General features: G+C 68.8%; 26 protein-coding genes. 2 read left to right on the top strand and 24 right to left on the bottom strand.

Annotated features, from left to right (window positions below):
• The 8 genes from AC3WUT_RS02130 to AC3WUT_RS02095 all read right to left on the bottom strand — a co-directional run.
• On the bottom strand, window positions 1-1,506 hold a 1,506-nt coding region (locus AC3WUT_RS02130), incomplete at its 3' end, for a DUF802 domain-containing protein (protein ID WP_492345405.1).
• Window positions 1,503-2,330 (bottom strand): DUF3348 family protein, encoded by an 828-nt coding sequence (locus AC3WUT_RS02125; protein ID WP_492345404.1) that lies wholly within the window; start codon window positions 2,328-2,330, stop codon window positions 1,503-1,505. The genes AC3WUT_RS02125 and AC3WUT_RS02130, both read right to left, overlap by 4 nt.
• Window positions 2,331-2,499: 169 nt before the next feature.
• Window positions 2,500-4,065 carry a methyl-accepting chemotaxis protein gene (locus AC3WUT_RS02120; RefSeq protein ID WP_492345403.1) on the bottom strand — a complete coding sequence of 522 codons (1,566 nt, stop codon included), beginning with the start codon at window positions 4,063-4,065 and terminating at the stop codon, window positions 2,500-2,502.
• 146 nt (window positions 4,066-4,211) lie between these two features.
• A complete protein-coding gene (locus tag AC3WUT_RS02115) occupies window positions 4,212-4,436 on the bottom strand; it encodes an HNH endonuclease (RefSeq protein ID WP_492345402.1) in 225 nt (74 codons plus the stop codon).
• A 63-nt stretch (window positions 4,437-4,499) separates the two neighbouring features.
• Window positions 4,500-6,251, bottom strand: a complete 1,752-nt coding sequence (ilvD, locus tag AC3WUT_RS02110; RefSeq protein ID WP_492345401.1) for a dihydroxy-acid dehydratase — start codon at window positions 6,249-6,251, stop codon at window positions 4,500-4,502.
• A 117-nt stretch (window positions 6,252-6,368) separates the two neighbouring features.
• Window positions 6,369-8,105 carry an ABC transporter ATP-binding protein gene (locus AC3WUT_RS02105; RefSeq protein ID WP_492345400.1) on the bottom strand — a complete coding sequence of 579 codons (1,737 nt, stop codon included), beginning with the start codon at window positions 8,103-8,105 and terminating at the stop codon, window positions 6,369-6,371.
• Between the two features lie 25 nt (window positions 8,106-8,130).
• On the bottom strand, window positions 8,131-8,991 hold the full coding sequence (locus tag AC3WUT_RS02100; RefSeq protein WP_492345602.1) for an ABC transporter permease: 861 nt from the start codon (window positions 8,989-8,991) through the stop codon (window positions 8,131-8,133).
• Between the two features lie 130 nt (window positions 8,992-9,121).
• Entirely contained in the window at window positions 9,122-10,120 is a 999-nt protein-coding gene (locus tag AC3WUT_RS02095) for an ABC transporter permease (RefSeq protein WP_492345399.1), read from the bottom strand.
• 282 nt (window positions 10,121-10,402) lie between these two features.
• Between AC3WUT_RS02095 and AC3WUT_RS02090 the strand changes: the two genes are divergently transcribed.
• Complete coding sequence (locus AC3WUT_RS02090; RefSeq protein ID WP_492345398.1) at window positions 10,403-12,016, top strand: ABC transporter substrate-binding protein; 1,614 nt, start codon at window positions 10,403-10,405, stop codon at window positions 12,014-12,016.
• A gap of 121 nt (window positions 12,017-12,137) precedes the next feature.
• Window positions 12,138-13,265, top strand: coding sequence for an FMNH2-dependent alkanesulfonate monooxygenase (ssuD, locus tag AC3WUT_RS02085; RefSeq protein WP_492345397.1), 1,128 nt, complete (start codon window positions 12,138-12,140; stop codon window positions 13,263-13,265).
• 195 nt (window positions 13,266-13,460) lie between these two features.
• Here ssuD and AC3WUT_RS02080 read toward each other — a convergent pair whose 3' ends face one another.
• The 16 genes from AC3WUT_RS02080 to AC3WUT_RS02005 all read right to left on the bottom strand — a co-directional run bounded on the left by AC3WUT_RS02080 (window position 13,461) and on the right by AC3WUT_RS02005 (window position 24,646).
• Entirely contained in the window at window positions 13,461-13,754 is a 294-nt protein-coding gene (locus AC3WUT_RS02080) for a type II toxin-antitoxin system RelE/ParE family toxin (protein ID WP_492345396.1), read from the bottom strand.
• Window positions 13,742-14,014 (bottom strand): CopG family ribbon-helix-helix protein, encoded by a 273-nt coding sequence (locus tag AC3WUT_RS02075; RefSeq protein WP_492345395.1) that lies wholly within the window; start codon window positions 14,012-14,014, stop codon window positions 13,742-13,744. Before AC3WUT_RS02075 ends, AC3WUT_RS02080 begins: the two co-directional genes overlap by 13 nt.
• Window positions 14,015-14,115: 101 nt before the next feature.
• Entirely contained in the window at window positions 14,116-14,526 is a 411-nt protein-coding gene (locus AC3WUT_RS02070; protein WP_492345394.1) for a hypothetical protein, read from the bottom strand.
• Window positions 14,527-14,739: 213 nt separating this feature from the next.
• A complete protein-coding gene (locus AC3WUT_RS02065; protein WP_492345393.1) occupies window positions 14,740-15,624 on the bottom strand; it encodes a F0F1 ATP synthase subunit gamma in 885 nt (294 codons plus the stop codon).
• Window positions 15,621-17,186: a F0F1 ATP synthase subunit alpha gene (locus AC3WUT_RS02060; protein ID WP_492345392.1), complete on the bottom strand. Its 1,566-nt coding sequence runs from the start codon at window positions 17,184-17,186 to the stop codon at window positions 15,621-15,623. The genes AC3WUT_RS02065 and AC3WUT_RS02060 overlap by 4 nt, the downstream gene beginning before the upstream one ends.
• Window positions 17,183-17,974: a F0F1 ATP synthase subunit B family protein gene (locus tag AC3WUT_RS02055; protein WP_492345391.1), complete on the bottom strand. Its 792-nt coding sequence runs from the start codon at window positions 17,972-17,974 to the stop codon at window positions 17,183-17,185. The genes AC3WUT_RS02060 and AC3WUT_RS02055 overlap by 4 nt, the downstream gene beginning before the upstream one ends.
• A 9-nt stretch (window positions 17,975-17,983) precedes the next feature.
• Window positions 17,984-18,235, bottom strand: a complete 252-nt coding sequence (locus tag AC3WUT_RS02050) for a F0F1 ATP synthase subunit C (protein ID WP_492345390.1) — start codon at window positions 18,233-18,235, stop codon at window positions 17,984-17,986.
• A 23-nt stretch (window positions 18,236-18,258) separates the two neighbouring features.
• On the bottom strand, window positions 18,259-18,930 hold the full coding sequence (locus tag AC3WUT_RS02045; RefSeq protein ID WP_492345389.1) for a F0F1 ATP synthase subunit A: 672 nt from the start codon (window positions 18,928-18,930) through the stop codon (window positions 18,259-18,261).
• Window positions 18,927-19,223, bottom strand: coding sequence for an N-ATPase subunit AtpR (locus tag AC3WUT_RS02040; RefSeq protein ID WP_492345388.1), 297 nt, complete (start codon window positions 19,221-19,223; stop codon window positions 18,927-18,929). Before AC3WUT_RS02040 ends, AC3WUT_RS02045 begins: the two co-directional genes overlap by 4 nt.
• A gap of 13 nt (window positions 19,224-19,236) precedes the next feature.
• The gene (locus tag AC3WUT_RS02035; protein WP_492345387.1) at window positions 19,237-19,539 is read right to left on the bottom strand and encodes an AtpZ/AtpI family protein; all 303 of its coding nucleotides are present in this window, start codon (window positions 19,537-19,539) and stop codon (window positions 19,237-19,239) included.
• Entirely contained in the window at window positions 19,536-20,012 is a 477-nt protein-coding gene (locus AC3WUT_RS02030; RefSeq protein WP_492345386.1) for a F0F1 ATP synthase subunit epsilon, read from the bottom strand. Before AC3WUT_RS02030 ends, AC3WUT_RS02035 begins: the two co-directional genes overlap by 4 nt.
• Window positions 20,009-21,430, bottom strand: a complete 1,422-nt coding sequence (gene atpD, locus AC3WUT_RS02025) for a F0F1 ATP synthase subunit beta (protein WP_492345385.1) — start codon at window positions 21,428-21,430, stop codon at window positions 20,009-20,011. The genes AC3WUT_RS02030 and atpD overlap by 4 nt, the downstream gene beginning before the upstream one ends.
• A 174-nt stretch (window positions 21,431-21,604) precedes the next feature.
• A complete protein-coding gene (locus AC3WUT_RS02020; protein WP_492345384.1) occupies window positions 21,605-22,201 on the bottom strand; it encodes a 1,2-dihydroxy-3-keto-5-methylthiopentene dioxygenase in 597 nt (198 codons plus the stop codon).
• 16 nt (window positions 22,202-22,217) lie between these two features.
• The gene (locus tag AC3WUT_RS02015) at window positions 22,218-23,057 is read right to left on the bottom strand and encodes a MetQ/NlpA family ABC transporter substrate-binding protein (protein ID WP_492345383.1); all 840 of its coding nucleotides are present in this window, start codon (window positions 23,055-23,057) and stop codon (window positions 22,218-22,220) included.
• Window positions 23,058-23,103: 46 nt separating this feature from the next.
• Window positions 23,104-23,766 carry a methionine ABC transporter permease gene (locus tag AC3WUT_RS02010; protein ID WP_492345382.1) on the bottom strand — a complete coding sequence of 221 codons (663 nt, stop codon included), beginning with the start codon at window positions 23,764-23,766 and terminating at the stop codon, window positions 23,104-23,106.
• Window positions 23,759-24,646, bottom strand: coding sequence for a methionine ABC transporter ATP-binding protein (locus tag AC3WUT_RS02005; RefSeq protein ID WP_492345381.1), 888 nt, complete (start codon window positions 24,644-24,646; stop codon window positions 23,759-23,761). The genes AC3WUT_RS02010 and AC3WUT_RS02005 overlap by 8 nt, the downstream gene beginning before the upstream one ends.
• Window positions 24,647-24,667: the final 21 nt, after the last annotated feature.

Genomic DNA, 24,667 nt, shown 5'->3' with positions numbered 1-24,667 from the left:
TTCGCCCTGCAGGCTTTGCGCCACCGAGCCCAGGGCCTGGCCCCAGGCTTCCAGGCGCTGGCGGTCAGCCGCCACTTGCTCGGCCTGGGCCTGGGCCTCGGCATCGAGCCGGGCCTGGGCCAGTTGTTCGAAGCGGGCCACCACCTGGTCCAGGTCACTTCGGACGCGACTGGCCTGTTGGGCGTTGCGCTCATCCAGGGTGGCGGCCGTGGTCTCCAGCGCGGTGCAGACCGCCTGCTGCTGAGCCAGTTGCTGGGCCCCCAGTTGCCGCCATTCGGCCTGCAAGGCCTGGGTCATGCCCCCCAACCCCTGCGTCCAGGCCTGCAGGCGCTGCTGGTCGGCCTGGGCCTGTTCGGTGCGTGACTGGCGCAGCGCCTCGTGCACGCCCTCCACCAGGTGCAAGGAGCGCTGCTCGAAGCCGGTCGTGAAGGCGCTCAGGCTCTGGTCCAGGCCCTGCATCAACTGGGCCCCGGTCTGCGCCTGCTCTTGCAAGGCCTGCTGCCAGTGGGCGGCCACCTGGCCCACGGTGGCACTGAATTGAGCCGACAGGCCCTCGGCCTGGCTTTGCGCCACCTCACCCAGACGCTGGTGCAGTTGCCCAGCCTGCTGTGCGATGTCAGCCATGGCGGCCTGCACCACCGGCTGGATGCTTTCGCCCGCGGCCCGGGCCCCGGCGCTCAGGCTGTCCTGCAACGAACGGCCCACGGCCGTGGCCAGGTCGGTGTAGGCCACGCCGGCCTGTTGATGGAACTGGTCCTGGCGGGCCAGCAATTGTTCGTTCAGGCGTTCGCTGCGCTGCTCCAGCTGTTCCATCAAGGTCTGCAGGCGTTCGGCCACCACCGGCAAGGCTTGTGACTGACCTTGCAAGGCCTTGTAGGTCTGTTCGCGCTGGTGGCTGAGCGAGAAGGGCCGAAGCACACCGGCCACGCGGCTGTCCAGCAGGCGCGAGACCTGCAGCCGTTCGCGCCGGCTCAGGGCCGACAGCAACCCCAGCACGGCCGATGCGGCCACGCCGGCCACCGAGGTGCCAAACGACAGGCCCAGGCCCTTGATGGGCGCAGCCAGCGCGCTGCGGATGGCCTGCAGATCGGTCGACCCCTCCAGGGCAAACACGGCGCCCTTGAAGGTGATCACCATGCCCAGAAAGGTGCCCAGCATGCCCAGCATCACCAGCAAACCCACCAGGTAGGGGGTGAGCGCCAGGCCCGGCAAGGCGGCCCGCTCGCCCTCGACCCGCAGGCGCACGGGGTGGCGCAGCGCCGATGGCAGCTGCTGCAGCCAGGTGGCCAACTCGGCCGGTGGCTGGCTCAAGCCCTCCAGCGCCTCTTGCAAAGCCTGCGTCGCCCCCCTGAAACGGCGGACCTCGAAGGCGCCCAACAGGTACACCCCGGCAATCACGCCGGTCATCAACAAGGCCACCCAGCTCGACCCGACAAAACCCCAGGCCACCCAGCCCACGCTCAGCAGCCCCGTGGCAAAGGCCAACGCAAAAACAAACCTGTTCATTGAATTCTTTTCTCGATCTCGTTGCCGAAAGCTTCCATCAACCCCACCACCGGCTGCAGCCGGACCTCCAACTCGGCCACCAGGGCCTCCTGCCACTCGCGGCTGAAGCCATGCAGCCAGCCGCCTGGCCGCCAGTCAGCGCCCGGTGCAGCTGCTGCCTCTGGCGCTTGGGCCGCCCGGGCGGCCTCGTGGGCCTGGCGCAGCTGCTCGAAGCGCCGCTCCAACAGCGGACTGACCCGACCCAGCAGTTGCTGCCGCCGGGCGTCAATCATCTTGTCCATCGCAGCGTCCAGGGCGGCCAACTGCTGCAGGCGCGGCGTAGCCGCCCCCAGCACCTGGCGCACATGGCCGCGCAGGGACGCGATTTTCGTCTCCATCTGGCGCTGCTGATCGAGGTAACGCTGCTGAAATGCGGCATAAGTCCCCTCCCCGCCCGGCAATTCGGTCTGGTCGACGTACTTGCTCATGCCCGCAGGCAGGCGCATGCCGGGCAGCGAGGCCGGCCCCTGCCCGGCCGCAGCCGAGGCCACGGCGGCCGCATTCACATCGGCCAGGCCACGCAGCAGGCTGCCGCGCACGCGCTCCAGCAGCTTTTTCAGGGCGGCCAACTGGGCCTCGGTGGGCGGTGTCGCCGGCGCCGCCCCGTCGGCCAGGGCCTGGAGCTGCTGCTGCACACCGCGCAGGGTGATGGCGTCGAACGCACTGAGCCACTGGCTCAGACGCTCGGCGAAATCGCGCTCTGCCCCCCCGGAAACAGGCCCTGGCACACCGGCGCGCTCGGCCAGCAGGCGGACCAGCGCAGAGCTGGTGAAATTCGTTTGCAACTGAAAAAATCTCGTCTTCTGATAAAAGCCCGCGCGCGGCAAGCCGCCCCGCAGCACAGCCCGCATGCCCCCCGAACACAGCCCCGGACCGGGGTGCCAAAGGGTGAGATTGTCTTACAGACTGCGCCCTACCCTGTCGAGCAGGGCCCGGGCAGGTCAGCAGCGAGGTTCAGGCAGCCGCCAGACGGAAGCGGTCCACCGCCTCGGCCAGGTGACTGGCCTCATGTTGCAAGGCCTGGGCCGCGGCTGTGCTGTCCTGCACCCGGCGGGTGTTTTCGCGGGTCACCGCGTCGAGCTGACCGATGGCACCATTGACGCTCTCAATGCCCTGGCTTTGCGAGGCCGTCGAGTCGCTGATCTGGCGGATGGCCTCGGACACCTGGGCCACGCCAGCCACGATCTCGCGCATGGTCTGGCCGGCATCGGTGACCAGCCGGGAGCCAGCCTCGACCCGCTCCACACTGCCGCCGATCAGGGTCTTGATCTCGCGCGCGGCGGCGGCCGAGCGCTGGGCCAGGGTGCGCACCTCGCCAGCCACCACCGCAAATCCGCGCCCGTCCTCACCGGCACGGGCTGCCTCGACGGCGGCGTTCAAGGCCAGGATGTTGGTCTGGAAGGCAATACCGTCGATCACGCCCACAATGTCGGCGATGCGGCGGCTGGCCTGCGAGATCTGATCCATGGTGCTGACCACCTCGCCCACCACCGCACCGCCCCGGCCAGCCACCTCAGAGGTCTGTTCGGCCAGATGCCGGGCCGTGACCGCGGCATTGGCCGCCTGCTGCATGCCCTGATGGATCTCGCCCATCGCATCGGCCGTGGTCTTGAGCTCATCGGCGGCCTGTTCGCTGCGCTGGTGCAGGTCCTGGTTGCCGCTGGCGATCTCACGGGTGGCGGTGGCCATCTGGCCCACCGAATGCTGGATGTCGCGCAAGGTGCCCCCCAGGCGCTGACGCATGCGCTCCAGGGCGCGCACCAGGTCCCCGAGTTCATCCCGGCGTTGCGACTGCACCGACTGCCCCAGATCGCCCGCGGCGATCGCCTCGGCGGTGCGCAGGCCCGCTTCGATGTCGCGCGCGATCCGGCGGCTGATGCGCAGGCTCAAGCCCAGGCCCAGCGCCACGGCCACGGCAGCACCGGCCAGAGCCAACCACAGCACGTCGCGGCGTTGGGTTTCATAGGCCTTGGCCTGATCGGCCGTGGCCTGGGCCACCTGGGCGCTGTAGGCCTGCAGCGATTTCAGCTGCGCCTCGACCAGGGGTTTGAGTTCGCGGTTCACGCCCAGCACGGCCCGGGCGAGTTCGCCCGCCGCCTTGGTCTGCTGCAGCTTGGCAATGGCCGCCGCGACCTGGGTGCCCTGCTGCTGCACCTGGGCCATGGCTTGCTTTTCGGCCTCGCTGGCCTGGGCCCGGCCCAGCTGGGCGCTGAGCTCGGCAATGGCGGCCGAGCCGGCCTGCACCCGCTGGTCCAGCACGCCCTGGGACACCGGGTTGGTGTTCATCACGGACGACAGTGCGGCATCGTTGGTGATGCGAATCTCGGCCTGCCAGCGCAGCACCAGTTGATGGCGCTCGGCCAGCGCCTGCTGGGCCTGCAAGGCCTCGCCGTCGATCCAGGTCACGGCCGTCAGGGCCAGGCCCCCGACGGTCATGCATCCCAGAACCAGCGCCCCCATGAGGCCAGACAGGGTGTGGGCGAGCTTGTGGCCCGAGGAGGCGGAGGCAGTGTGGTTCATGACAGGGGTACAGGACAGGGTGCGAACAATGGCGCGGCCAGGACCGAAGGCCCCAGGGGGGCCATGTTAGTTTCTAAATGTAACCACTTGACCCAAGATGCTGGTCTCGGGCGCCATCAACTTGATGAAGATCAAGAATTCATGACTCAGCCTGCCGCCCCTTTGGCATGGCGCTGGCTGTTGCAATGGCCGTGGCTGATGGCGAGGTTCTCCAGGTGGCTGTTGCCCCCCTCGCTCAAGGGCTGGATGTGCTCCAGCGTGGCCTCGGCATGGGGCACATGCTGGCCGCACACCCAGCACGGCACCTGGCCGTGCAGCTGGCGGGCCACAGTTTTGTAGATTTTTTCGCGGGTCAGACCCAGTTTGCTCATGTCAGGTTCCAGCAGTGGCCCCGGCGTGTGCCGGGCCGCCGGATCATACGGAAAGCGCCGGCATCAGCTGTCGTCACGCAGCCACACCACGCCCCCAGAATGGGTGACCGCGCCCTGGTGCGCCGGGCGCACGGTGGCGGCGTACTTCTCCAGCACGCCGCCCAGCGGCGGGCGCTGGTGGCGGGCTGCAGCAGCGGCACGCCGGGCCAGTTCGGCCTCGCTCAAGTCCACGCTGATGCTGCGCGCCTCGGGCCGGGCATCGATGCGCACGATGTCGCCGTCCTGCAGCAGCCCGATCGGGCCCCCGGCCACGGCCTCGGGCCCGCCATAGCCGATGCACAGGCCGCGGGTGGCCCCTGAAAAGCGACCGTCGGTCAACAAGGCCACCTTGTCGCCCACCCCCTGCCCATACAGCAAAGCGGTGATGCCCAGCATCTCGCGCATGCCAGGGCTGCCCTGGGGGCCTTCGTTGCGGATCACGATCACATCGCCCACCTGGTAGCGCAGGCCCTGCACGGCGGCCTGGGCCTCTTCCTCGCTCTCGAACACCCGCGCGGGGCCGGTGTGCACCAGGGTTTTGAGGCCGGCCGTCTTGAGCAGGGCCCCATCGGGGCACAGATTGCCCTTGAGCACGGCCACGCCACCGTCGCGGCTCAGGGCCTGGTCGATGGGCCGCACCACGCGCCCATCGGGGGCGCCCGCCGTGGCCAGTTCTTCGGCCAGGGTGCGCCCGGTGTAGGTCAGGGCCTGGCCATGCAGGTAGCCGCCCGCCAGCAACTCGCGCAGGATCACCCCGGCCCCGCCGATGTAGTGCACATCGCGCGCCAGGTAACGGCCACCGGGGCGCAGGTCGGCGATCAGCGGGGTGCGGGCGAAGACCTCGGCCACGTCGTCGAGGTGAAAGCGGATGCCGGCCTCGTGTGCGATGGCCGGGATGTGCAGGGCCGCATTCGTCGAGCCCCCCGTGGCCGACACCACGGCGCAGGCGTTCTCCAGCGCCTCACGCGTGATCACCTCGCGCGGCAGGGGCCCGCCGCCGGTCAAAGAGGCCTGCACCGCCGCCATCAACTGGCGTGCCGTGCGCCGCATCAAGGGCGCGCGCTCGCTGAACACGGCGGGCAGCATGCTGGAGCCGATGGGCGCCAGGCCCAGGGCCTCGCTGACCATGCCCATGGTGTTGGCCGTGAACTGGCCGGCACAAGCCCCGGCCGTGGGCAGGCAGGCGTGGCTGACCTGGGCCAGTTCCTCGGTGCTGGCCTGGCCGGCCAACACCTGGCCGATGGTCTCGTAGGTATCGACCACATTGAGGTCGCGCCCGTCGGGCCCGGGCATCTGCCCCGGCAACGCCGAGCCGCCATGCACGAACACGCCGGGCACGTTGCAGCGCACGATGCCCATCATCAGGCCCGGCAGGTTCTTGTCGCAGGCCCCGATGGCAAAGATGCCGTCCCATTGGTGGCCGCGCACCGAGGCCTCGACGCTGTCGGCAATCAGCTCGCGCGAGACCAGCGAAAAGCGCATGCCCGAGTGGGCCATGGTCAGGCCGTCGCTCACCGACACCACCGGGCATTCGTGCGGTGTGCCGCCCGCGGCGTAGATGCCGGTCTTGGCATGTTGGGCCTGCTCGCGCAGGTTGAGGTTGCAGGGGCTCATCTCACCGCCGGTGTGAAACACACCGATGTGGGGCCGGGCGATGTCCTCATCGTCCTGCCCCAGGGCGTACAAAAAGCTGCGCGTGGTGGCGCGGATGGTGCCTTCGACCAGGGTGGCCGAACGGTAGCGGGGCGGCTTGGCCGCAGAGGAATCGTCACTCATGGGGTACAGGTCTCCTGGCCCCGTTCTGAGGGCGGCGCCCTGCGGGGTGAGGGGCACTTTAGCACCCCATTCGCCAGCCTGCAGGGCGCTCACCGCGCCCGTCTTGCCGGGTCCAGGTCAGGCCGCGCGGCGTCGGTCCGCGTGCGGTGCCGCCTGGATCAGGCTGCGGGTGTACGGGTGTTGCGGTCGCTCCCAGATCTCGCGGTGGTGGCCGGCCTCGACGATGCGGCCCTGGTTCATCACCATCACCCGGTCGGCGATGTGGCGCACCACCGACAGGTCGTGCGAGATGAACAGGTAGGACAGGCCGAAATCCTGCTTGAGATCGACCAGCAGGTTCAGGATCTGCGCCTGGATGGACACGTCGAGCGCCGACACCGGCTCGTCGAGCACCACCAGGGCGGGCCGCACCACCAGCGCCCGAGCTATGCCGATGCGCTGGCGCTGGCCGCCCGAGAACTCATTGGGGTAGCGGCTGGCGGCCGAGGCGGGCAGGCCCACACGCTCCAGGATCTCACCGATGCGGCGGCGGCGCTCCTCGCGTGAGGCCACGTCATGCACCTTGAGCACCGTGTCCAGGATGTCCTGCACGCTGCGCCGGGGGTTGAGCGAGGCATACGGGTCCTGGAACACCATCTGGATGCTGCGCCGCCAGGGCTTGAGCGCTCGCTCAGGCAGCCCGGCGATGTCGGTGCCGTCGAGCACGATGCGGCCCTCGGCCGGGTCGAGCAGGCGCAGCAGGGTCTTGGACAGGGTGGACTTGCCGCAGCCCGACTCGCCCACCAGGCCCAGCGTCTCGCCGGCCCGCAGTTCGAACGACACCCCATCCACCGCATGCACCAAGGCCCCATCGCGCCCCCGGTAGGCGGTGCGCAGGTCCTGCACCTGCAGCAGGGGCTGGCCGGTGGGCAGCACGGCGGGCTGCGGGGCCCGGCGCGCCGGCTGCACCAGCTCGAAGCGGCGCTGGCCCGTGGCCGGGTCGATGGCGGTGTTGATCTCGGGCAGGCGGCGTTCGCTGCTGTGCGGCACCTGGCCGGCGTGCAGCGAGGCCCCCAGCAGGCCGCGGGTGTAGGCGTGGCGGGGCTGGGCAAACAGGGTGGCCGTGTCAGCCTCTTCGACTTTTTCGCCACCGAACATCACGGCCACGCGATCGGCCCATTGCGAGACCACGCCCAGGTCGTGGGTGATCAGCAGCAAGGCCATGTCGAGTTCACGGCGCAGGCCGTCCAGCAGCTCCAGGATCTGGGCCTGGATGGTGACATCGAGCGCGGTGGTCGGCTCATCGGCCACCAGCAGGCGCGGGCGGCAGGCCACGGCCATGGCGATCATCACGCGCTGGCGCTGCCCGCCCGACAGCTTGTGCGGGTGGTCATCGATGCGTCGCTGCGGCTCGGGGATGCGCACCAGGTCCAGCAGTTCGATGGCGCGGCGCCGGGCCGCCAGGGCCGACAGGCCTTCATGCAGGCGCAGGGTCTCGGCGATCTGGGCCCCGATGGTGTGCACTGGGTTGAGCGAGGTCATGGGCTCCTGGAAGATCATCGAAATCTCGCGCCCGCGCAGGGCCCGCAGCTCGGGCGGGCGCAGTTGCAGGATGTCGCGCCCCTCGAACAGCAGCCGGCCTGTCACCTCGGCCCCGGGGGCCAGCAGGCGCAGCAGCGACAGGGCCGTGGTCGATTTGCCGCAACCCGACTCGCCCACCAGGGCCAGGGTTTCGCCGCGCTGCAGGCTGAGGTTCAGATGGCTGACGGCATGGACCCAACCCTGGGAGCCGCGAAACGCGATGCTCAGGTCCTGGATGTCGAGCAGGGGAGCCTGGGCCTGGGCGGCCTGCTGGGATGCAATGGAGAGGGTCATGGTGAGCACGCGGTGAGGTTCAGTGTCAACGGCCACGCAGGCGCGGGTTGAAGGCGTCGTTCAGGCCGTCGCCCAGCAGGTTCAGGGCCAGCACGGTCAACACAATGGCCGCGCCGGGCAAGGCGGTCAGAAACCAGGCGGTGCGCAGCAGCTCGCGCCCCTCGCCGATCATGCTGCCCCACGAGACGGCATTCGGGTCGCCCATGCCGAGAAAGGACAAGGCCGACTCGATCAGGATGGCACTGGCCACCAGCACCGAGGTGGTGACGATCACCGGCGGCAAGGCATTGGGCAGCATCTCTTGCGCCATGATGCGCAGGTGGCTGAAACCCTGGCTGCGCGCCGCCAGCACAAACTCGGCCTCGCGCAGGGTGCGGAACTCGGCCCGCACCAGACGCGCAATCACGGGCCATGAAGCCAGGCCGATGGCCAGCACGATCACCCCTACCGAGGGGCGACCGATGGCCACCACCACGATCACCAGCAAAAAGGTGGGCACGGTCTGCACCAGCTCGGTCAGGCGCACCAGCACGTCATCCACCACACCGCCCAGGTAACCCGCCGTGGCGCCCACCGCGATGCCGATGGCCAGGCTGAGCACGGCCGCCACCACGCCCACCGCCAGCGACACACGGGCGCCATGGGCCATCCCGGCCAGCACATCGCGGCCCAGTGAGTCGCTGCCCAGCGGGTAGGCCGCGTCCTGCCCCGGCCACAGCAGGGGCTGGGCCACCATGTCGAGCGGGTCGCCCGGGAACAGCCAGGGCGCCAGCAGCGCCAGGGCGGTCATGCCCAGCAGGATCACCGCCCCCAGCACGGCCGCCGGGTTGCGCAGCAAGGTCTTCAGGGCCACGAAGCGACGGGGGGCGGGTTCTGGTACGAGCAGAGCGGGCGCAGGCTGCAGGGCCACGCCAGGCACGTGGGCGGCCACGCCGGTGCTGGCAGACAAAGGAACAGACGACACGTTGGCGCTCTCCGAGTGACAGATTCAAGAGGTGGGGTTCCGCGGGCGCGCCTCAGCGCAACCCGATGCGCGGGTCCAGCGCGGCATGCAGCAGATCGACCAGCAGATTGGCCAGGATCACCAGCAGCGAAGACATCAGCAAAATGCCCAGCAGCACGGTGTAGTCACGCGCCATCACCGACTCGAAGGCCAGCCGCCCCAGCCCGGGCCAGCTGAACACGGTCTCGACCACCACGGCACCGCCCAGCAGGGTGCCGAAGTGCATACCGGCCACGGTGGTGACGGGGATCAGCGCGTTGCGCAGCACATGGCGCAGCGTGACCGCCCAGGGGTGCAGGCCCTTGGCGATGGCCGTGCGCACAAAGTCCTGCTGGCTGACCTCGAGCATGGCGGCCCGGGTCAGGCGCGAGAAGATCGCCACATAGAAGCCCGCCATGGCCAGGGCCGGCAGCACCAGATGGCGCAGGGTGTCGAGCACCCGGTCCAGCCCGCTCAAGCCGGCGCCGATGCTGCCGCTGCCGCCGGTGGGCAACCAGCCCAGCTTGACCGAAAACAGCACGATGGCCATCAGCCCCAGCCAGAAGCCCGGGGTGGAATACAGCAACAGGGCCAGCACCGACAGCACCCGGTCGGGCCAGCGCCCGACCCGGCTGGCCATCACGGTGCCCAGCGCAATGCCCAGGGCCAGGGCCAGGCTGAGGGCCGCCACCATCAACAACAAGGTGTTGCCCAGGCGCGCGCCGATCAGCTCGGTCACCGGCAGGTTGTAGCGCGGTGAGGTGCCCAGGCTGAAGTGCGCCAGGTGGCTGAGGTAGTTGGCCAGTTGGTGCAGCACCGGCAGGTCCAGCCCGAAATGGTGGCGCAGCTGCGCCATGGTCTCGGCCGTGGCCGAGCCCGATTCAGCGGCCACCACGTCAGCGGCATCGCCCGGCACCAGTTGCATCAAAAAGAAGTTGAGCACCACCACGCCCAGCACGGTCGGCAGGGCCTGCCAGGCCGTGCGGCGCAGGGTCCGCCCGATGGCACGCCAACGCTCAGCGCTCAGGCTCATGGCACGCTCCGGTGGGGGGCCTGAAAGGCATGAAACAACATGAGAGGGGCCTTGGAAGGTCTGAAAGTGGGCGATGCTAGCCAGCCCCTCCCCCGTGGCCAACGAACAAATCGTTCTATGCATGCACGTTTCATGAACGCGCGCCGCAGGCCCGCCCCCAACGCCACCCCACACCCAGGCAGCAGAAAAGTAGTTAGCAAGCGACCAAAGATTCGTTGTCAGGGGGGTGGCCGGGCCGGACCATGCGCAGGTCCAAGACTTTTGCAACCCGAGAACACGCGCATGTCCGCAAGCACCCTGCCCTTCTTCCCAACCGCCTTGAACCGCCGCCGGGTCCTGGCCCTGTCCACGGCCGGCCTGCTGGCCCTGAGCGGCCCGGCCGCCCTGGCCCAGGCCAAGCCGGGTGGCACCCTCAACTGGGCGATCAGCCCGGTGCCCGCGTCCATCGTGCCCCTGACCACCACGGCCGGCGGCAACACCGAGATCGGCCCCAAGATCGTGGAAGGCCTGCTCACCTACGACGAAGAGCTGCGCCCCAAGCCCCTGCTGGCCACGGCCTGGGCCGTCAGCAAGGATGGCCTGCAGTACAGGTTCGAGCTGCGCCGCGGCGTGAAATGGCACGACGGCAAGGATTTCACTGCCGCCGACGTGGCCTTCTCGATCAACACCTTGAAACAGGTGCACCCACGCGGCCGCGCCACCTTTGCCAACGTGACCGAGGTGCGCACCCCGGATGCCCACACCGCGGTGATCGTGCTCAGCAAGCCCTCGCCCTTTCTGCTGACCGCCCTGGCCGCGGCCGAATCGCCCATCGTGCCCAAGCACCTGTACGAAGGCGGCGACGTGGCCACCAGCAAATACAACAGCGCCCCCGTGGGCACCGGGCCTTTTGTGTTCAAGGAGTGGGTGCAAGGCAGCCACATCATCCTGGAGCGCAACCCCCACTACTGGGACAAGCCCAAGCCTTACCTGGACCGCGTGGTGGTGCGCTTTGTCACCGATTCGGCCGCACGCGCCGCCGCGCTGGAATCAGGCAGCCTGGACCTGGGCGCGGGTGGTGGCGGCATTCCGATCACCGATGTGGAACGCTTCAAGAAGCTGCCCAACGTGAATGTGGAATCGCGCAACTGGGCCTATGTGGGCGACCACCAGCAGATCTACTTCAACCTGGACACCCCGGCGCTGCAGAAGATCGAGGTGCGCCGCGCCCTGGCCCAGGCCATCGACCTGAATGCCTTCAACCGCACCGTCTGGCTGGGCCTGGGCAAGTTGTCGGCCTCGCCCATCGGCACCTTGCAAAGCCGCTACCACGACAAGAGCATCCAGCCCTACCCCTTCAACCCCAAGCAGGCCGAGGCTGAGCTGGACACCGCCGGCTACAAGCGCGACGCCCAAGGCACGCGCCTGAAGCTGCGCCTGCTGTTCAACCCCTTTGTCGACCGCCGGGCGGTCGACTTTGTGCGCCAGTCACTGGGCCGCATCGGCGTGGACGCCAACATCGAGGCCTACGACTTTGCCACCTACGTGACCAAGGCCTACACCGACCGCGCTTTTGACATCACCTTCGAATCGCTGACCAACATCTTCGACCCCTCGGTGGGCGTGCAGCGCATCTTCTGGTCCAAGAACTTCAAGGTCGGCCTGCCGTTCTCGAACGCACCGCACTACGTCAACCCCGAGGTGGACCGCCTGCTGGAGGCCGCCGCTGTCGAGGTGGACGAAGCCAAGCGGCGCGAGCTGTTCGTGGCCTTCCAGCAGCAGGTGCACAAGGACATCCCGTCGATCGAGGTGGGTGCCAACCCGAACGTGACCGTGAGCAGCAAGCGCGTTCACCAATACGCGCCCACCGGCGAGGGCATCCGCGGCAGCTTCTCCGAGCTGTACCTGGCGCCCTGATGCCAAGGCGGCCCTGGGCCGCCCTTGTCCACCCTTGCCCGCGTTCCAAACAAACATCCACACCACGCAGCAGCTTCACCCCTTTCCCTCATTTTTCAAACACAAGGAAAAAGAGAACACCATGAGCCTCGACATCTTCTGGTTCCTGCCCACCTCGGGCGACACGCGCTACCTGGGCAAGTCCGACTTCGGCCGCCCCGCCACCAACGCCTACATGCGCCAGATCGCGGTGACCGCCGAGCAACTGGGCTATGACGGCTTGCTGATCCCCACCGGCAGTTCCTGCCTGGACCCTTGGGTGACGGCCTCCAGCCTGGTCGGTGCCACGCAACGCATCAAGCTGCTGGTGGCGCTGCGCACCTCGCTGTCGGGCCCAACGGCATCGGCCCGCCAGGCCGCCACGCTGGACCAGGCCCTGGGCGGCCGCCTGCTGCTCAACGTGGTGCCCGGTGGGGATGCCACCGAACTGGCCGCCGACGGCGTGTTTCTGGACCACGACGCCCGCTACGATGCAGCGGACGAATTTCTGACCGTGTGGAAGCGCCTGCTGCAGGGCGAAACCGTGGACTTCAAGGGCCAGCACCTGCAGGTGCAAGGGGCCAGGAACCACTTCCCGCCGGTCAGCCAGCCCTACCCGCCGCTGTACTTTGGCGGCTCGTCACCGGCCGCGCACGAGCTGGCGGCCAAGCATGTCGACGCCTACCTGAGCTGGGGCGAACCGCCCGCTCAAGTGGCCGAAAAGATCGCCGATGTGCGCGCCCGGGCCGCCCAGCATGGCCGCACCGTGCGCTTTGGCGTGCGCCTTCAGGTGATCGTGCGCGAAACCCGGGCCGAGGCCTGGGCCGAAGCCGAGCGCCTGATCAGCCGACTGAGCGATGCCGACATCGCCGCGGCCCAGCAGAACTTCAAGCGCGTGGATTCGGTCGGCCAGCGCCGCATGGCCGAACTGCATGGCGGCCAGCGCGACAAGCTCGAGATCAGCCCCGATCTGTGGGCCGGCGTGGGCCTGGTGCGCGGTGGCGCCGGCACCGCCCTGGTGGGCGACCCCGAAACCGTCGCCAAGCGCCTGAAGGAATACGCCGACCTGGGCGTGGACAGCTTTGTGCTGTCAGGCTACCCCCACCTCGAAGAAGCCATCCGCTTCGCGGAGCTGGTCTTCCCGCTGCTGCCCGGCAAGAAACCGGTCACCCTGCGCGATCAGGTGCTGACGGGCGGGGCCTTTGATGGGCGGGCGGTGGCGGCATCGTGATGAAAAGGTGGGCGGCTCAGAGCCTCATCGGATCCCCCACAGCATGTACCGCTGCGCAGAGAAGGAGACGCCAGGTCGGCTCCGTACCCCATCATGCGGTTGATGATGGCATGGGCCTCGCTGACGCCCTGAGAGGCAAGCTGTTGCACGTGCTGTCGATCTTTGCAGCCAGTCGGTGGAATTCGTTCATGCTCATCAGTAGCCCGCCTCTTTTTGGTGCCGGAATGCCAGGACATAGACCGCATCGGCAGCCGGTTCGTGCCGGTACAGGGCGACATAGCCAGAATCCCCGAAGGCAATCACCAGTTCGCGCAGCTCCGCCATATCAGGAAGTGGCCGACCAATGTCTGGAGCCGTTTCCAACAGCAGGAATTGCCGTTCGATGGCCTGACCGGCTCGCCTGGCGGCATCCGGCGCCTTGACGGCGAGGAAGCGCCGGCATCGATCCAAGCCTTGCGCCGCACCTTCGGTGACGATTACTCGTGGCACTCAGGCAGCACTTTTTCGTCCTTGGTGCCCCATGTGTTTAACCAAGTGCGCACCTCCTGGTCAGTCAGGTGTCGTCCGGTTTCCTGATAAGCCGCCCAAGAAGCCAAGGCTTCCTGCTTGAAGCTCTCGCGGGCTTCCTCGCGCTCGACATATTGCTGGATGGCTTCGAGCATGATCCAGTGCGGCGAACGGCGGCGCTGGCTGGCGAGGGAGTGGACGCGGCTTTTCAGCGAATCGTCAATTTTGAGTGATGTTGCCATGGCTGCTTCTTATCACTTAGTAATACCAAGTAGCAATCTATGCCCTTCGGCACTGTCCGTCAAAGGGACATTTGACTTCAATCCGATTTGTTGAGTGGTCCTCATGGCGCATTCTCCACCGCATAACGCTGCCGCACGAAAAAGCCATTGATCCGGTGCGGCGCCTCGGCCTCGATGCTGAGGTCGAGGGCCTGGATGCCGCGCTCGCAGCGCAGCAGCACGCTGGCAGAGCTGGGTGTCGGCCCCGGGGCCTGGGCCAGAGGCCGACAAGGGCCCAGGCGGCTGCGCAGGTCGGCCAGCAGGGCCTCCAGGGACGAGGCACTGACCTGATCGCGGAACACGGGGGCAAAAATGGCCATCAGCTCGGGCTGGGGCTGGTTGATGCGGCTGACCAGCTCGGCCAAGCTTTGCTGCAGCGGGGCCTGCAGGCCCTGGCCCTGGGCCTCGGCGGGTGCCTGGGCCAGACCGGCGCAAGCCATCAACAGGATCGACAAGGGTTTGAACAAGCGCATGGGGTGTCTCCGGTGGATCGGTCAGTCTAGCCATCGGGGCGCTGCAAAATGGCCCCGAAATGGCCCGCCCATCCGGCCCCCAAGGCCGCCGTCGGGCGAAGAACCGAACCGGACCGAACCGAGCCGATCGGCTGGCTGGCACAGCACCCGCGCAGGCGGCCACCAGAGACCCCAGGCACGCCGACCAACACGGCGGTCTGGCGGTCTGGCCGCTCAGCCTGGGTGGGGCAGGCTGCGCAGGCCGGCGGCCAGTTCGACCACCTCGGCCGTGATGGCTTCCTGGCGCAGGCGGCGTTCGTCGGCCTGCAGGCTCTCTTTCAGGTGCCCGATGTTCTCTTGCGCGGCCGCCATGGCCTGCAGGCGCGACAGGTTCTCGCTGGCGTGGCTGTGCAGCACGGCCTGGGCCAGGCGGGCGGCCACGTACTCGCCAGCCAGGCCCTGCAGCAGGCGCTCGGGGCTTTCATGCACCACCGGGGCCACACGCGCAGCCTCGGGCAGGGCCTGCCAGTCCAGCGGCAGCAGGCGACGGCACACCACCTGAAAGTGCTGGCCCGGCCCCAGTTCGGCATAGACCATCTCGACCGCGTTCGCCGGCTGGCGGTGCAAGGACTCCAGCAACAAGGCATGGAGGCGTTCGCCGGCCGCCAAGGCTGATTCGGCGTGGGCCACCAAAGGCGCACCGCCCTCCACCGCCAGGCCGCGGGCGGCTGCCAGCCGCTGGGTCTGCGAACCCAGCACCAGACAACGGAGACCGGGCGCCCCTGGGGCCGCTCGGGGGATGGCGGCCAGCACCTGTTCGGAAAACCCGCCGTTGAAGCCTTGCTCGGCCCCAAACACCAGGCACAGGCCCTGCGCCCGAGCGGTGGCGCTGCCCGGCAGGCCGGCCCGGGCGTCGGGGGCCTGGTCGGTCGGCAGCAGGCTCAGCACCTGGCCCATGGCCTGGGCCACGGTGTCGGCATAGGTGTTGACCCCGACGATCAAGCTGCGGGCCTGTTGCGCCCGGGCCGCCGCCATGCCCCGCATGGCATTGACCAGCCCGCCAAAGCCCGTCACGGTGGCCAGGCGGGCCTGCACCTCGGCCGGACCGGTCTGACTCATGCCGGGCCTCGGGCGGGCACGTCAGCCACCTGGCTGAACCAGTGGCCCAGGTCTTGCTGCAAGCCCTTCAAGGCCGGGGCATCGAGGGCCTCGCGAGAAGCCAGCCGTGCGGCCAACTCAGGCACACCGGGCAAGGCCCCGCGCAAGCGCTCCAGCAAGGCCGGTAGACCGGCCAGGTTCTGGCCATCCAACCAACCGGACTGCAGCGCCATCAGCAAGGCCAGTTGCAGCGCCGCGGGCTGGGGCGCCAGCCGGGGCTGGGCCAGCACCGCACGGATGCATCGGCCCCGCGCCATCTGCTGCTGCACCCGGGTGTCCAGCTCGGTGCCGAAGCGGGTGAACATCTCCAACTCCTGGAACACCGCGTAGTCCAGGCGCAGCGAGTTCACCGCCTCGCGCATCAGAGGCGCCTGGGTCTTGCCGCCCACACGGCTCACGCTGAGGCCGGTGTCCACCGCCGGCAACTGGCCCAGGTCGAACAGGCGGCTGTCCAGCACGATCTGACCGTCGGTGATGGAGATCAGGTTGGTGGGAATGTAGGCCGACAGGTTGCCGGCCTCGGTCTGGGCAATGGGCAAGGCGGTCAGCGAGCCCCCGCCCCGTGCGGCCGAAAGTTTGGCCGCGCGCTCCAGCAAACGGGCATGCACATAGAAGATGTCGCCCGGGTAGGCCTCGCGGCCCGGGGGCTGTTGCATCAGCAGGGCCAATTCGCGGTGGGTGGCGGCGTGCTGGCTGAGGTCGTCGACCACCACCAGGGCATGGCCGCCGCGGTCGCGAAAATACTCGGCCATCGAAAAGCCGGCAAACGGCGCCAGCCACTGCAGGCCCGGTGCGTCGGTGCCGCTGGCCACCACCACGATGCTGCGCGCCAGACTGCCCTGGCGCCTCAAAGCCTCGATCACGGCAGCGGCCGACTCGCTTTTCTGGCCCACCGAGATGTAGACGCAGACCAGATCGGTGTCGCGCTGGGCCAGCAAGGCGTCCAGCGCCAAGGCGGTCTTGCCGGTGCCCCGGTCGCCAATGATCAGCTCGCGCTGGCCGCGGCCCAGCGGGAACAGCGCATCCACGGCCAGGGTGCCGGTGTGCACCGGCTCATGCACCAGGTCGCGGTCAAGGATGCCCGGGGCCGGGCGCTCGGCCGGCAACCAGTCACTGGCCTCGATGGGGCCAGCGCCGTCCAGCGGGCGACCCAGCGGGTCCACCACCCGGCCCAGCAGGGCCGGCCCCACCGGCACGCGCACCACGTCGCCACTGCGCAACACGGCTTCGCCGGCCCGCAGGCGGCGGCTATCGTCCAGCAGCACGCAGGCCAGGCTGTCGGCCTGCAGGCCGGCCACATAGCCCAGGCGCCCATCGTCAAAATGCAGCAACTCATTGAGCCGTGCACCGCGCAGGCCCGTGACCCGGGCAATGCCGTCGGCCGCACTGAGCACCCGGCCCCGCTCCTCAAAGCGCGCCTGCGGCTGCAGACAGCCCAGTTGTGCACTGGCGCGCTCACGCCAAGCGGCCAGGCCCAGGGTCAGGTCGGTGTTCGGTTCCGAGCTCAGTTCTGCGGCCGTCATGCCCTCTGCTCCGGTGCAGGCTGGTCCGCCAGTTGTTGCAACTCGGCCCGGGCCGCCTGCAACTCGGCCGCCCAGTTCAGGCCCAGCACACCATGGGCGAAGCGCAACTCCAGGCCGCACAGCAAGGTGGCATCGGGCTTGAACACGCAGCCCAGCTCAACGCCCTCCCCGGGGTCGCCGTCGGGGCTCAAGACGCCCTGCAGGTCCAGGGTCAGCCGCGCCTGCACCGGCTGTGGCAAGGGATGGGCACTGGCCACCTCCAGCACCGGGGCACTGTGGCCCGTGGCCAGCCACTGCGCCCGTTGCGCGGCCGGGGTGGCCTGCAGGCGGGCCAGCAGGGCCGGCCAGAAGGCCTCGTCGGGCACGGGGGTGAGGTTCAGCAGGCGCTGCGCCAGTTCGGTGGCCAAGGTGGCCGAGGCCTGGTACAGGGCCGTGCCGGCCTGCACGCGCTCGCGCCCGATCTGGGCCTGGGCCTCTTGCAGGCATTGGCGCACGGCGACCCGGGCCGCCTCCAGGCGGGCCGCGCTGTCTTTCTCGGCTTGCTCACGGGCCGTCTGCAGCACCGCCTGGGCCGCCAGGTCGGCGGTCTGGCGCTGCTGATCGAGCGCGCTCAGTTGGGCACGGGCCTGATCGCGAGCGGCCTGGGCCTCAGACAGGGTCTGCTGCACGGCCTGGCGCCGGGCCTCGATCACGGCCAACAAGGGGCGGTAGAACAGCCAGCGCAGCAACAGCAGCAACACCACCAGGTTGCAGGCCTGCAGCAACAGCGTCCAGAGGTCGATGTGCATGGGCGGGCTTCAGTGCACAAAGGGGTTGGCAAACAGCAGCAGCAAGGCGATCACCAGGCAGTAGATGGCCATGGTCTCGATCATGGCCAGGCCCACGAACAAGGTGCGCGAGATGGTGCTCGCGGCCTCGGGCTGGCGGGCCAGCGCGTCCATGGCCGCAGCCACCGCCCGGCCCTCGGCCAGCGCGGGCCCAATGGCCCCAAAGGCCACCGCCAGGGCGGCGCAGACGATGCTCACAATTTGAATCCAGCCAGTGTCCATGGGAATACTCCAGTAGAAAGACGTCAGCCGCCGTGGTCGCCCGCCGCCGCAGCGATGAAGACCATGGCGAGCACGGTGAAGATGTAGGCCTGGATCACCCCGGTGAGCAGTTCCAGCGCCATGAAGGGCACGGGCACGAGCAGCCCGGCCAGCCCCAGCACCACGGCCGAGATGAACATGCCGCTCATGATGTTGCCGAACAGGCGCACGGTCATGGAGACCACCCGGGTCAGGGCCTCGATCAGGTTCAGGGGCAGCATCAGCAGGTTGGGTTCGGTGTAGGTCTTGAGGTAGCCCCACAGGCCGTGGCGCCGCACGCCCCAGCCCAGCACCGCGGCAAACACGGCCAGCGCCAGGGCCAGATCGGTCTCCAGCGCGCCGGTGGGTGGCTCAACGCCCGGCACCAGGGAGCACAGATTGGCGCCCAGGATGTAGATGAACAGCGTGGCGATCAGCGGCAGAAAAGGCGCCGGGTCGGCGTTCATGGTGGATCGCATCTCGGCCTGCAGGGTGTCCAAGGCCATCTCTGCCAGCAACTGCAGGCGCCCGGGGCTGTGCACCGACAGGCGCCGGCGCAGCCAGGCGGCCAGCACGGCCAGCACCGCGATCAAGGCCCAGGTGGTGATCACCGGGCCGGTGATGCCGACCGGGCCCAGTTGCCAGACCACCTCGTGCAGAAAAGGCTGGGCCTTCATGGTGCCGCCTCCGCCGAGCCGGCCAGGCCGCGCCGGACCCTGCGGACCCACCACTGGCGGGCCAGCAGCACGCCCAGGCCCAGGGCCAGCAAGGCCGGTGCACCCTGACGCGCCGTGGCCCAGCAAACACCCCCCAGCACCCCCAGGCGCAGCAGGTGCAGACCCAGCAGAAGGCCCCAGCGGGGCTGGGCCCCGGGTTCGACCAGTTGCCGGCTGAGCCAGCGCAGTGAACCGAAATGCCAACCCCCCAGGGCCAACCCCAGTGCAAAAAACAAGACCATCAACAGGCTCATACAGCGTGTGTCCTCATCGTTGGTGCATCCAGCGCCACGCACCCCAGGCCCCCACAACCACACCCAGCAGCAACAGGGCGGCACTGAAGGTGATGCCCGTGCCCAGTCGGTGGTCCAGCCAGCGGCCGCCCGCCAAGCCCAGCAACATGGGCAGCACGATCACCCAGCCCAACACCCCCAGCGTGGAGAGCTGACGCAGCAGCGTGGGCTCGCCCTCGCGCAGGCTGCGCTGGCGCCGACCGGCCTGGCGCTGGACTTCTTCGAGCAGGGCGGGCTTGTCGGTGCCGAGGCCTTCGCCGGGACGGGGTTCACTCATGGCGTGCTCCAGGGCACCTGGGGCCGGCGCTGCAGCGGACGGATCAACTCGCGCAGCACTTGCACCTCCAGGTGCCGGCTTTGGCGGCGCGCCGCCTGTTCGACCTGTTCGCGCTCACGCAGCCGGGCCAGCACCTGGTGCTCCAGGTGATCCAGGTCCTCGCCCAGCACGGCTTCGCGGGTGGCCACCTGCAATTCGCACCCCCGCTGCAGTGTCAACACCCCGCCGCTCACGGCGCAGTAATGCCAGTGCTGTTGCGCGTCGCGCCAGCTCAGCACCCCCACGCCGAGCAGCGACAGCAGATCCGCATGGCCGGGCCAGAGACCAAAGCCGCCGCTGGCGTCCTGGGCCCGCACCGAGCGCACACCGGCCTCGTCCACCAGCACCGAGCCGAGGCTGCTCAACACCAAATGCAGGCCGTCCACCTGGGGCCAGGCCGGCAAGCGGCCGTCAACGGTGCCGGGCTCGCTCATGCGGCCCCTTTCTGCCGGGCTTCTTCGAAACTGCCCACCATGTAGAAGGCACTTTCGGGCAAGGCATCGCCGGCTCCGTCCAGGATGGCGCGACAGCCCTTGAGCGTATCGGCCAGGCGCACCTGGCGGCCCGGCTTGCCGGTGAACGCCTGGGTGACGGCAAAGGGCTGGGTCAGAAAGCGCTGCAGGCGCCGGGCCCGCGCCACACGTTGCTGGTCTTCGGGGCTGAGTTCGGCCACCCCCAGCAAGGCGATGATGTCCTGCAGCTCGCGGTAACGGGCCAGGGTCTCGCGCACCTCGCGGGCCAGGGCACAGTGCTCGGCCCCGACCACGGCCGGGTCGAGCAGGCGCGACTGCGAGGCCAGCGGGTCTACCGCCGGGTACATGCCCTCGGCGGCCAGGCTGCGCGACAACACGATGCGGCTGTCCAGGTGGGTGGCGATGGCGGCCACGGCCGGGTCGGTGAAATCGTCGGCCGGCACGTACACGGCCTCGATGGCGGTGATGGCCGCGTGCTCGCCACAGGCGATGCGCTCTTGCACTGCGGCCACCTCGGTGGCCAGGGTGGGTTGGTAGCCCACGCGTGAGGGCAGCCGCCCCAGCAGCCCCGACACCTCGGCACCCGCCTGCACAAAACGGAACACGTTGTCCATCAACAGCAGCACATTGCGCTGCTGCTCGTCACGAAAATACTCGGCCAGGGTGAGCGCAGCCAAGGGAGTGCGCCAGCGCGCGCCCGAGGGCTCGTTCATCTGCCCAAACACCAGCACACTTTTGGCCAGCATGCCCGAGTCGCGCATGTCCGTCAGCAACTCATGCCCCTCGCGGCTGCGCTCGCCCACGCCGGCAAACACCGACAGGCCCTGGTAGGTGTCGGCCATGGCGTGGATCAGCTCCATCACCAGCACGGTCTTGCCCACGCCGGCCCCCCCGAACATGGCCGCCTTGCTGCCCAGGGCCAGCGGGGCCAGCAAGTCGATGACCTTGATGCCGGTCTCGAAGACCTCGGCCACGGCCCGGCGGCGCGACAGCGGTAGCGGCTCGGCATGGATGGGGCGGCGTGGCACCTGCGGCCCCAGGGCCGGGCCGCCGTCGCCAGGCTCGCCCAGCACATTGATCAGGCGCCCCAGCAGGGCCTCGCCCACCGGCACCATGACGGGCGCCCCCGTGTCGAGCACCGCGGTATCACGGGCCAGCCCTTGGGTGTCTTGCAGGGCCACCGTGCGAACGGTGTCGGCATCGAGTTGCGCCTCGACCTCCAGGGTCAGGGTCTGGGGCTGATCCCACAACACCTGCAAGGCGGTGGCCGGGGCCGGCAACTGCCCGTCTTCAAAATGAACATCCACCACCCCGCCCTGCACGGCAAGCACACGACCACGGGCCTGGACGGGAGGGGCTGAAGACACAACGATGGGCATGGGTGACTGGAACGAGGCAAGCCCGATGCCCCCATCGTCGCCCAACCGCATGGCGCGGCGATGACAAACGGCGATTGATAAGGCTTGATCGGTCAGGTCATTGAAGCCCAGTGGACCTCAGGAACACTTGACCCAGGTCAACCCGAAGCGCAGGCCCCGGGTAAAGAACCTGTTTCAGCAGACCAGATCGTCGGGGCTGGCGTAGCCGGTCTGCTCCAGCAGCTGGCTGACAAAGGCGTCAAAGTCAGGCAGCTCGGGGCGCTGCAAACCGCTGGGCTGGGCCACCCAGCCTTCGGCCTGTCCCAATAGACGCAAGGCATCGAAATGGGGCTCGGCTCCGGCGTCAAAGCTGTGGGCGAGGCCGGATGGCAAGGCCACCCAGTCGCCCGCCTCGCACAGCAGGCCCACAAAGCCCTCGGGATGGCGCACGGTGAACAGGCCGGCACCGGCCAGGAACACGCGCAACTCGGCCTCGCTGTGGCGATGCTCCTGGGTGAACTGCTGGCGCAGCGCGGGCCAGCCAGACTGGCCGGGGGTCACCCGCACCCGGTCGATGCGATGCAGGTCCAAGCCCTGGCCCAGCGTGGCCAGCCGGCCCTGCTGGGCCTGCAACCAGGCCTCGGCGCCGGGTTCATCGGGCTCGGGCGCCGGGCCCAGGTGCAGCACGCCCCACCCCACCCCCAGGCCTTGCAGCCAGGGGGCCATGCGGTGCTCGCACACCAGGGTGTCCTGCCACTGACCGGTGGCATCGAAAAGTGCCAATGCAGCCATGCCCTGCCCCGTCCGTTTACTGCAGGAAGGCCGGTTTGGCGTAACCGGCAAAGCGGCTGTCCACCACGGCCTTGAACTCTTTCGATCGGTAGGCCTCGGCGATGTCGCGCGCCCAGGGCGTGTCTTGGTCCGCACGCTTGACGGCCACCACGTTCAGGTAGTGGTCGGGGGTCTTTTCCAGGGCCACGGCTTCGGTCAGCTTGAGGCCCGAGGAGATGGCAAAGTTGCCGTTGACGATGGCGTACTCGGCATCGCCCAGCGAGCGCGGCAACTGGGCCGCCTCCAGCGGGATCAGCTTGAGCTTCAAGGGGTTGGCCTCCAGGTCTTTTTCGCTGGCGCGCAGCGGGTCGATGCCGGGCTTGAGCTTGACCAGGTGGTTCTGCTCCAGCAGCACCAGGGCGCGGGCCAGGTTGCTGGGGTCATTGGGCAGGGTCACGCGGTCACCCTCACGGGCTTCAGCCAGGGTCTTGCGGCGGGTGGAGTACACGCCCAGGGGCGCGATGGGGCCTTGCACCAGCTCGACCAGATCGAGCTTCTGGTCGGCCGCGAACTTGCGCAGGTACACGCGGTGCTGGAAGAAGTTGGCATCGAGCGAGCCCTGGGCCAGGGCCAGGTTGGGCTGCACGTAGTCGTTGAATTCGACCAGCTTGACCTGGTAGCCCTTTTTTTCGAGCAGCGGCACGATGCCGGCCTTGAGCTGGTCGATGTTGGAGCCGGCAGTGCCACCGATCACCAGTTCTTTCTTGCCGGCGCTTTGGGCCAGTGCAGCGCCCGGGCCCAGCAAGGCCAGGGCCGTGGTGGCGGCCAGGGCCGACAGCCAGGCACGGCGGGGAAGAAGGCGTTGGAATGCGGTCATGGGGAGGCTTTCAAAAACGAGGGGGGGGGTGGGAGCGGTGAAGGGTTCAGCGCTTGTCGAGGCGACGCGCCACGGTGTTGCCGGTGAACTGCACGGCCTGCACCAGCAGCACCAGCAGGGCCACGGTGAGCACCATCACATCGGTCTGGAAACGGTAGTAGCCGTAGCGGATGGCCAGGTCGCCGATGCCGCCGCCGCCCACCACCCCGGCAATCGCCGAGTACGACAGAAAGCTCACGGCCAGCACGGTCAGGGCCAGCACCAGGCCCGAGCGGGCCTCGACCAGCAGCACGCGCCAAACGATCTGCAGCTCGCTCGCGCCCATCGCATGGGCGGCTTCGATCACGCCCCGCGGCACATCGCGCAGGCACTGGTCCACCAGGCGGGCCAGGTAGGGGATGGCGGCAAACGACAGGGGCACGGCGGCCGCCAGCGGCCCGATCGAGGTGCCGACAATCGAGCGTGTGAACGGCACCAGGGCCACCAGCAGGATGATGAAGGGGAAGGAGCGCACGGTGTTGACCAGCCAGTTCAACACCAGAAAGGCCGGCTTGTTGTCGAGCGACTGCCCCGGGCCCAACAGGAACAACAGGACGCCAAGCGGCCCGCCGATCAGCACGGCAGCCGACAGGCCGATGGCCAGCATCAGAAAGGTCTGGGCGGTGGCCAACCACAGCTCGGGCAAGATGGCGGCGATGTTCTCAGGCATAGGCCAACTCCTTGGCGGGGACAGAGGTCAGGGCGGGACGGGCGGTGTCACGAGAGGTGTCACGAGAAGTACCCCGGGCCGCATCGCGGGCCGGGCGGCTGCGCACCAGCTCGGCCAGTTCGCGGCCCAGCACGGTCTGGCGCGCCACGCCCAATTCGTCGACCGCAAACTGCTCGACCAGGCGGCCTTGCTCCAGGATGGCGACGTGGCGGCACAGCAGCTCGACCACCGAGAGTTCATGGGTGACGATGACGAGGGTCACGCCCACTTTCTGGTTGATGTCGCGCAGGGTTTCGAGCAGCGAGCGGGTGGTCTCGCTGTCGAGCGCCGAGGTGGGCTCGTCGCACAGCAGCACCTGGGGGCGCGGCGCCAGCGCGCGGGCAATCGCCACACGCTGCTTCTGGCCGCCCGACAGTTGGGCCGGGTAGCTTTGGGCCTTTTCGGGCAGGCCCACCAGGGCCAGGCACTCATGCACGCGCTCGGCGATCTCGGCGCGGCTGTGGCGGCCGTGGATCTTCAGTGCAAAGGCCACGTTGTCGAACACGGTGGCGTTCTGCAGCAGGTTGAACTGCTGGAAGATCATGCCGATGTTCTGCCGGGTGTCGCGCAGTTCCCGGCGCGTCAGCGCGGTCAGGTCACGTCCGGCCACCAGCACGCGGCCGCCATCGGGCTTTTCAAGCAGGTTGATCAGGCGCAGCAGGGTCGATTTGCCGGCGCCGCTCTTGCCGATCAGGCCGAACACGTCACCGGCCTGGATGCTCAGCGACACCTCGCGCACCGCATCGAAGGCGGCGCCGCCGGGCAGGGCAAATGATTTGCGCACCGCCTCCAGCCGGATCACGGGGGCCGCCTCGGCGGCCGGAGAAGTTGTACCAGTCATGGGTTGGAGGGTGATGAAGAA

It is taken from the genome of Curvibacter sp. EU05-FHT14A10 (assembly GCF_058791075.1).
The sequence above is the reverse complement of the archived record's forward strand: the minus strand, read 5'-3'. Positions and strand labels throughout refer to the sequence as shown.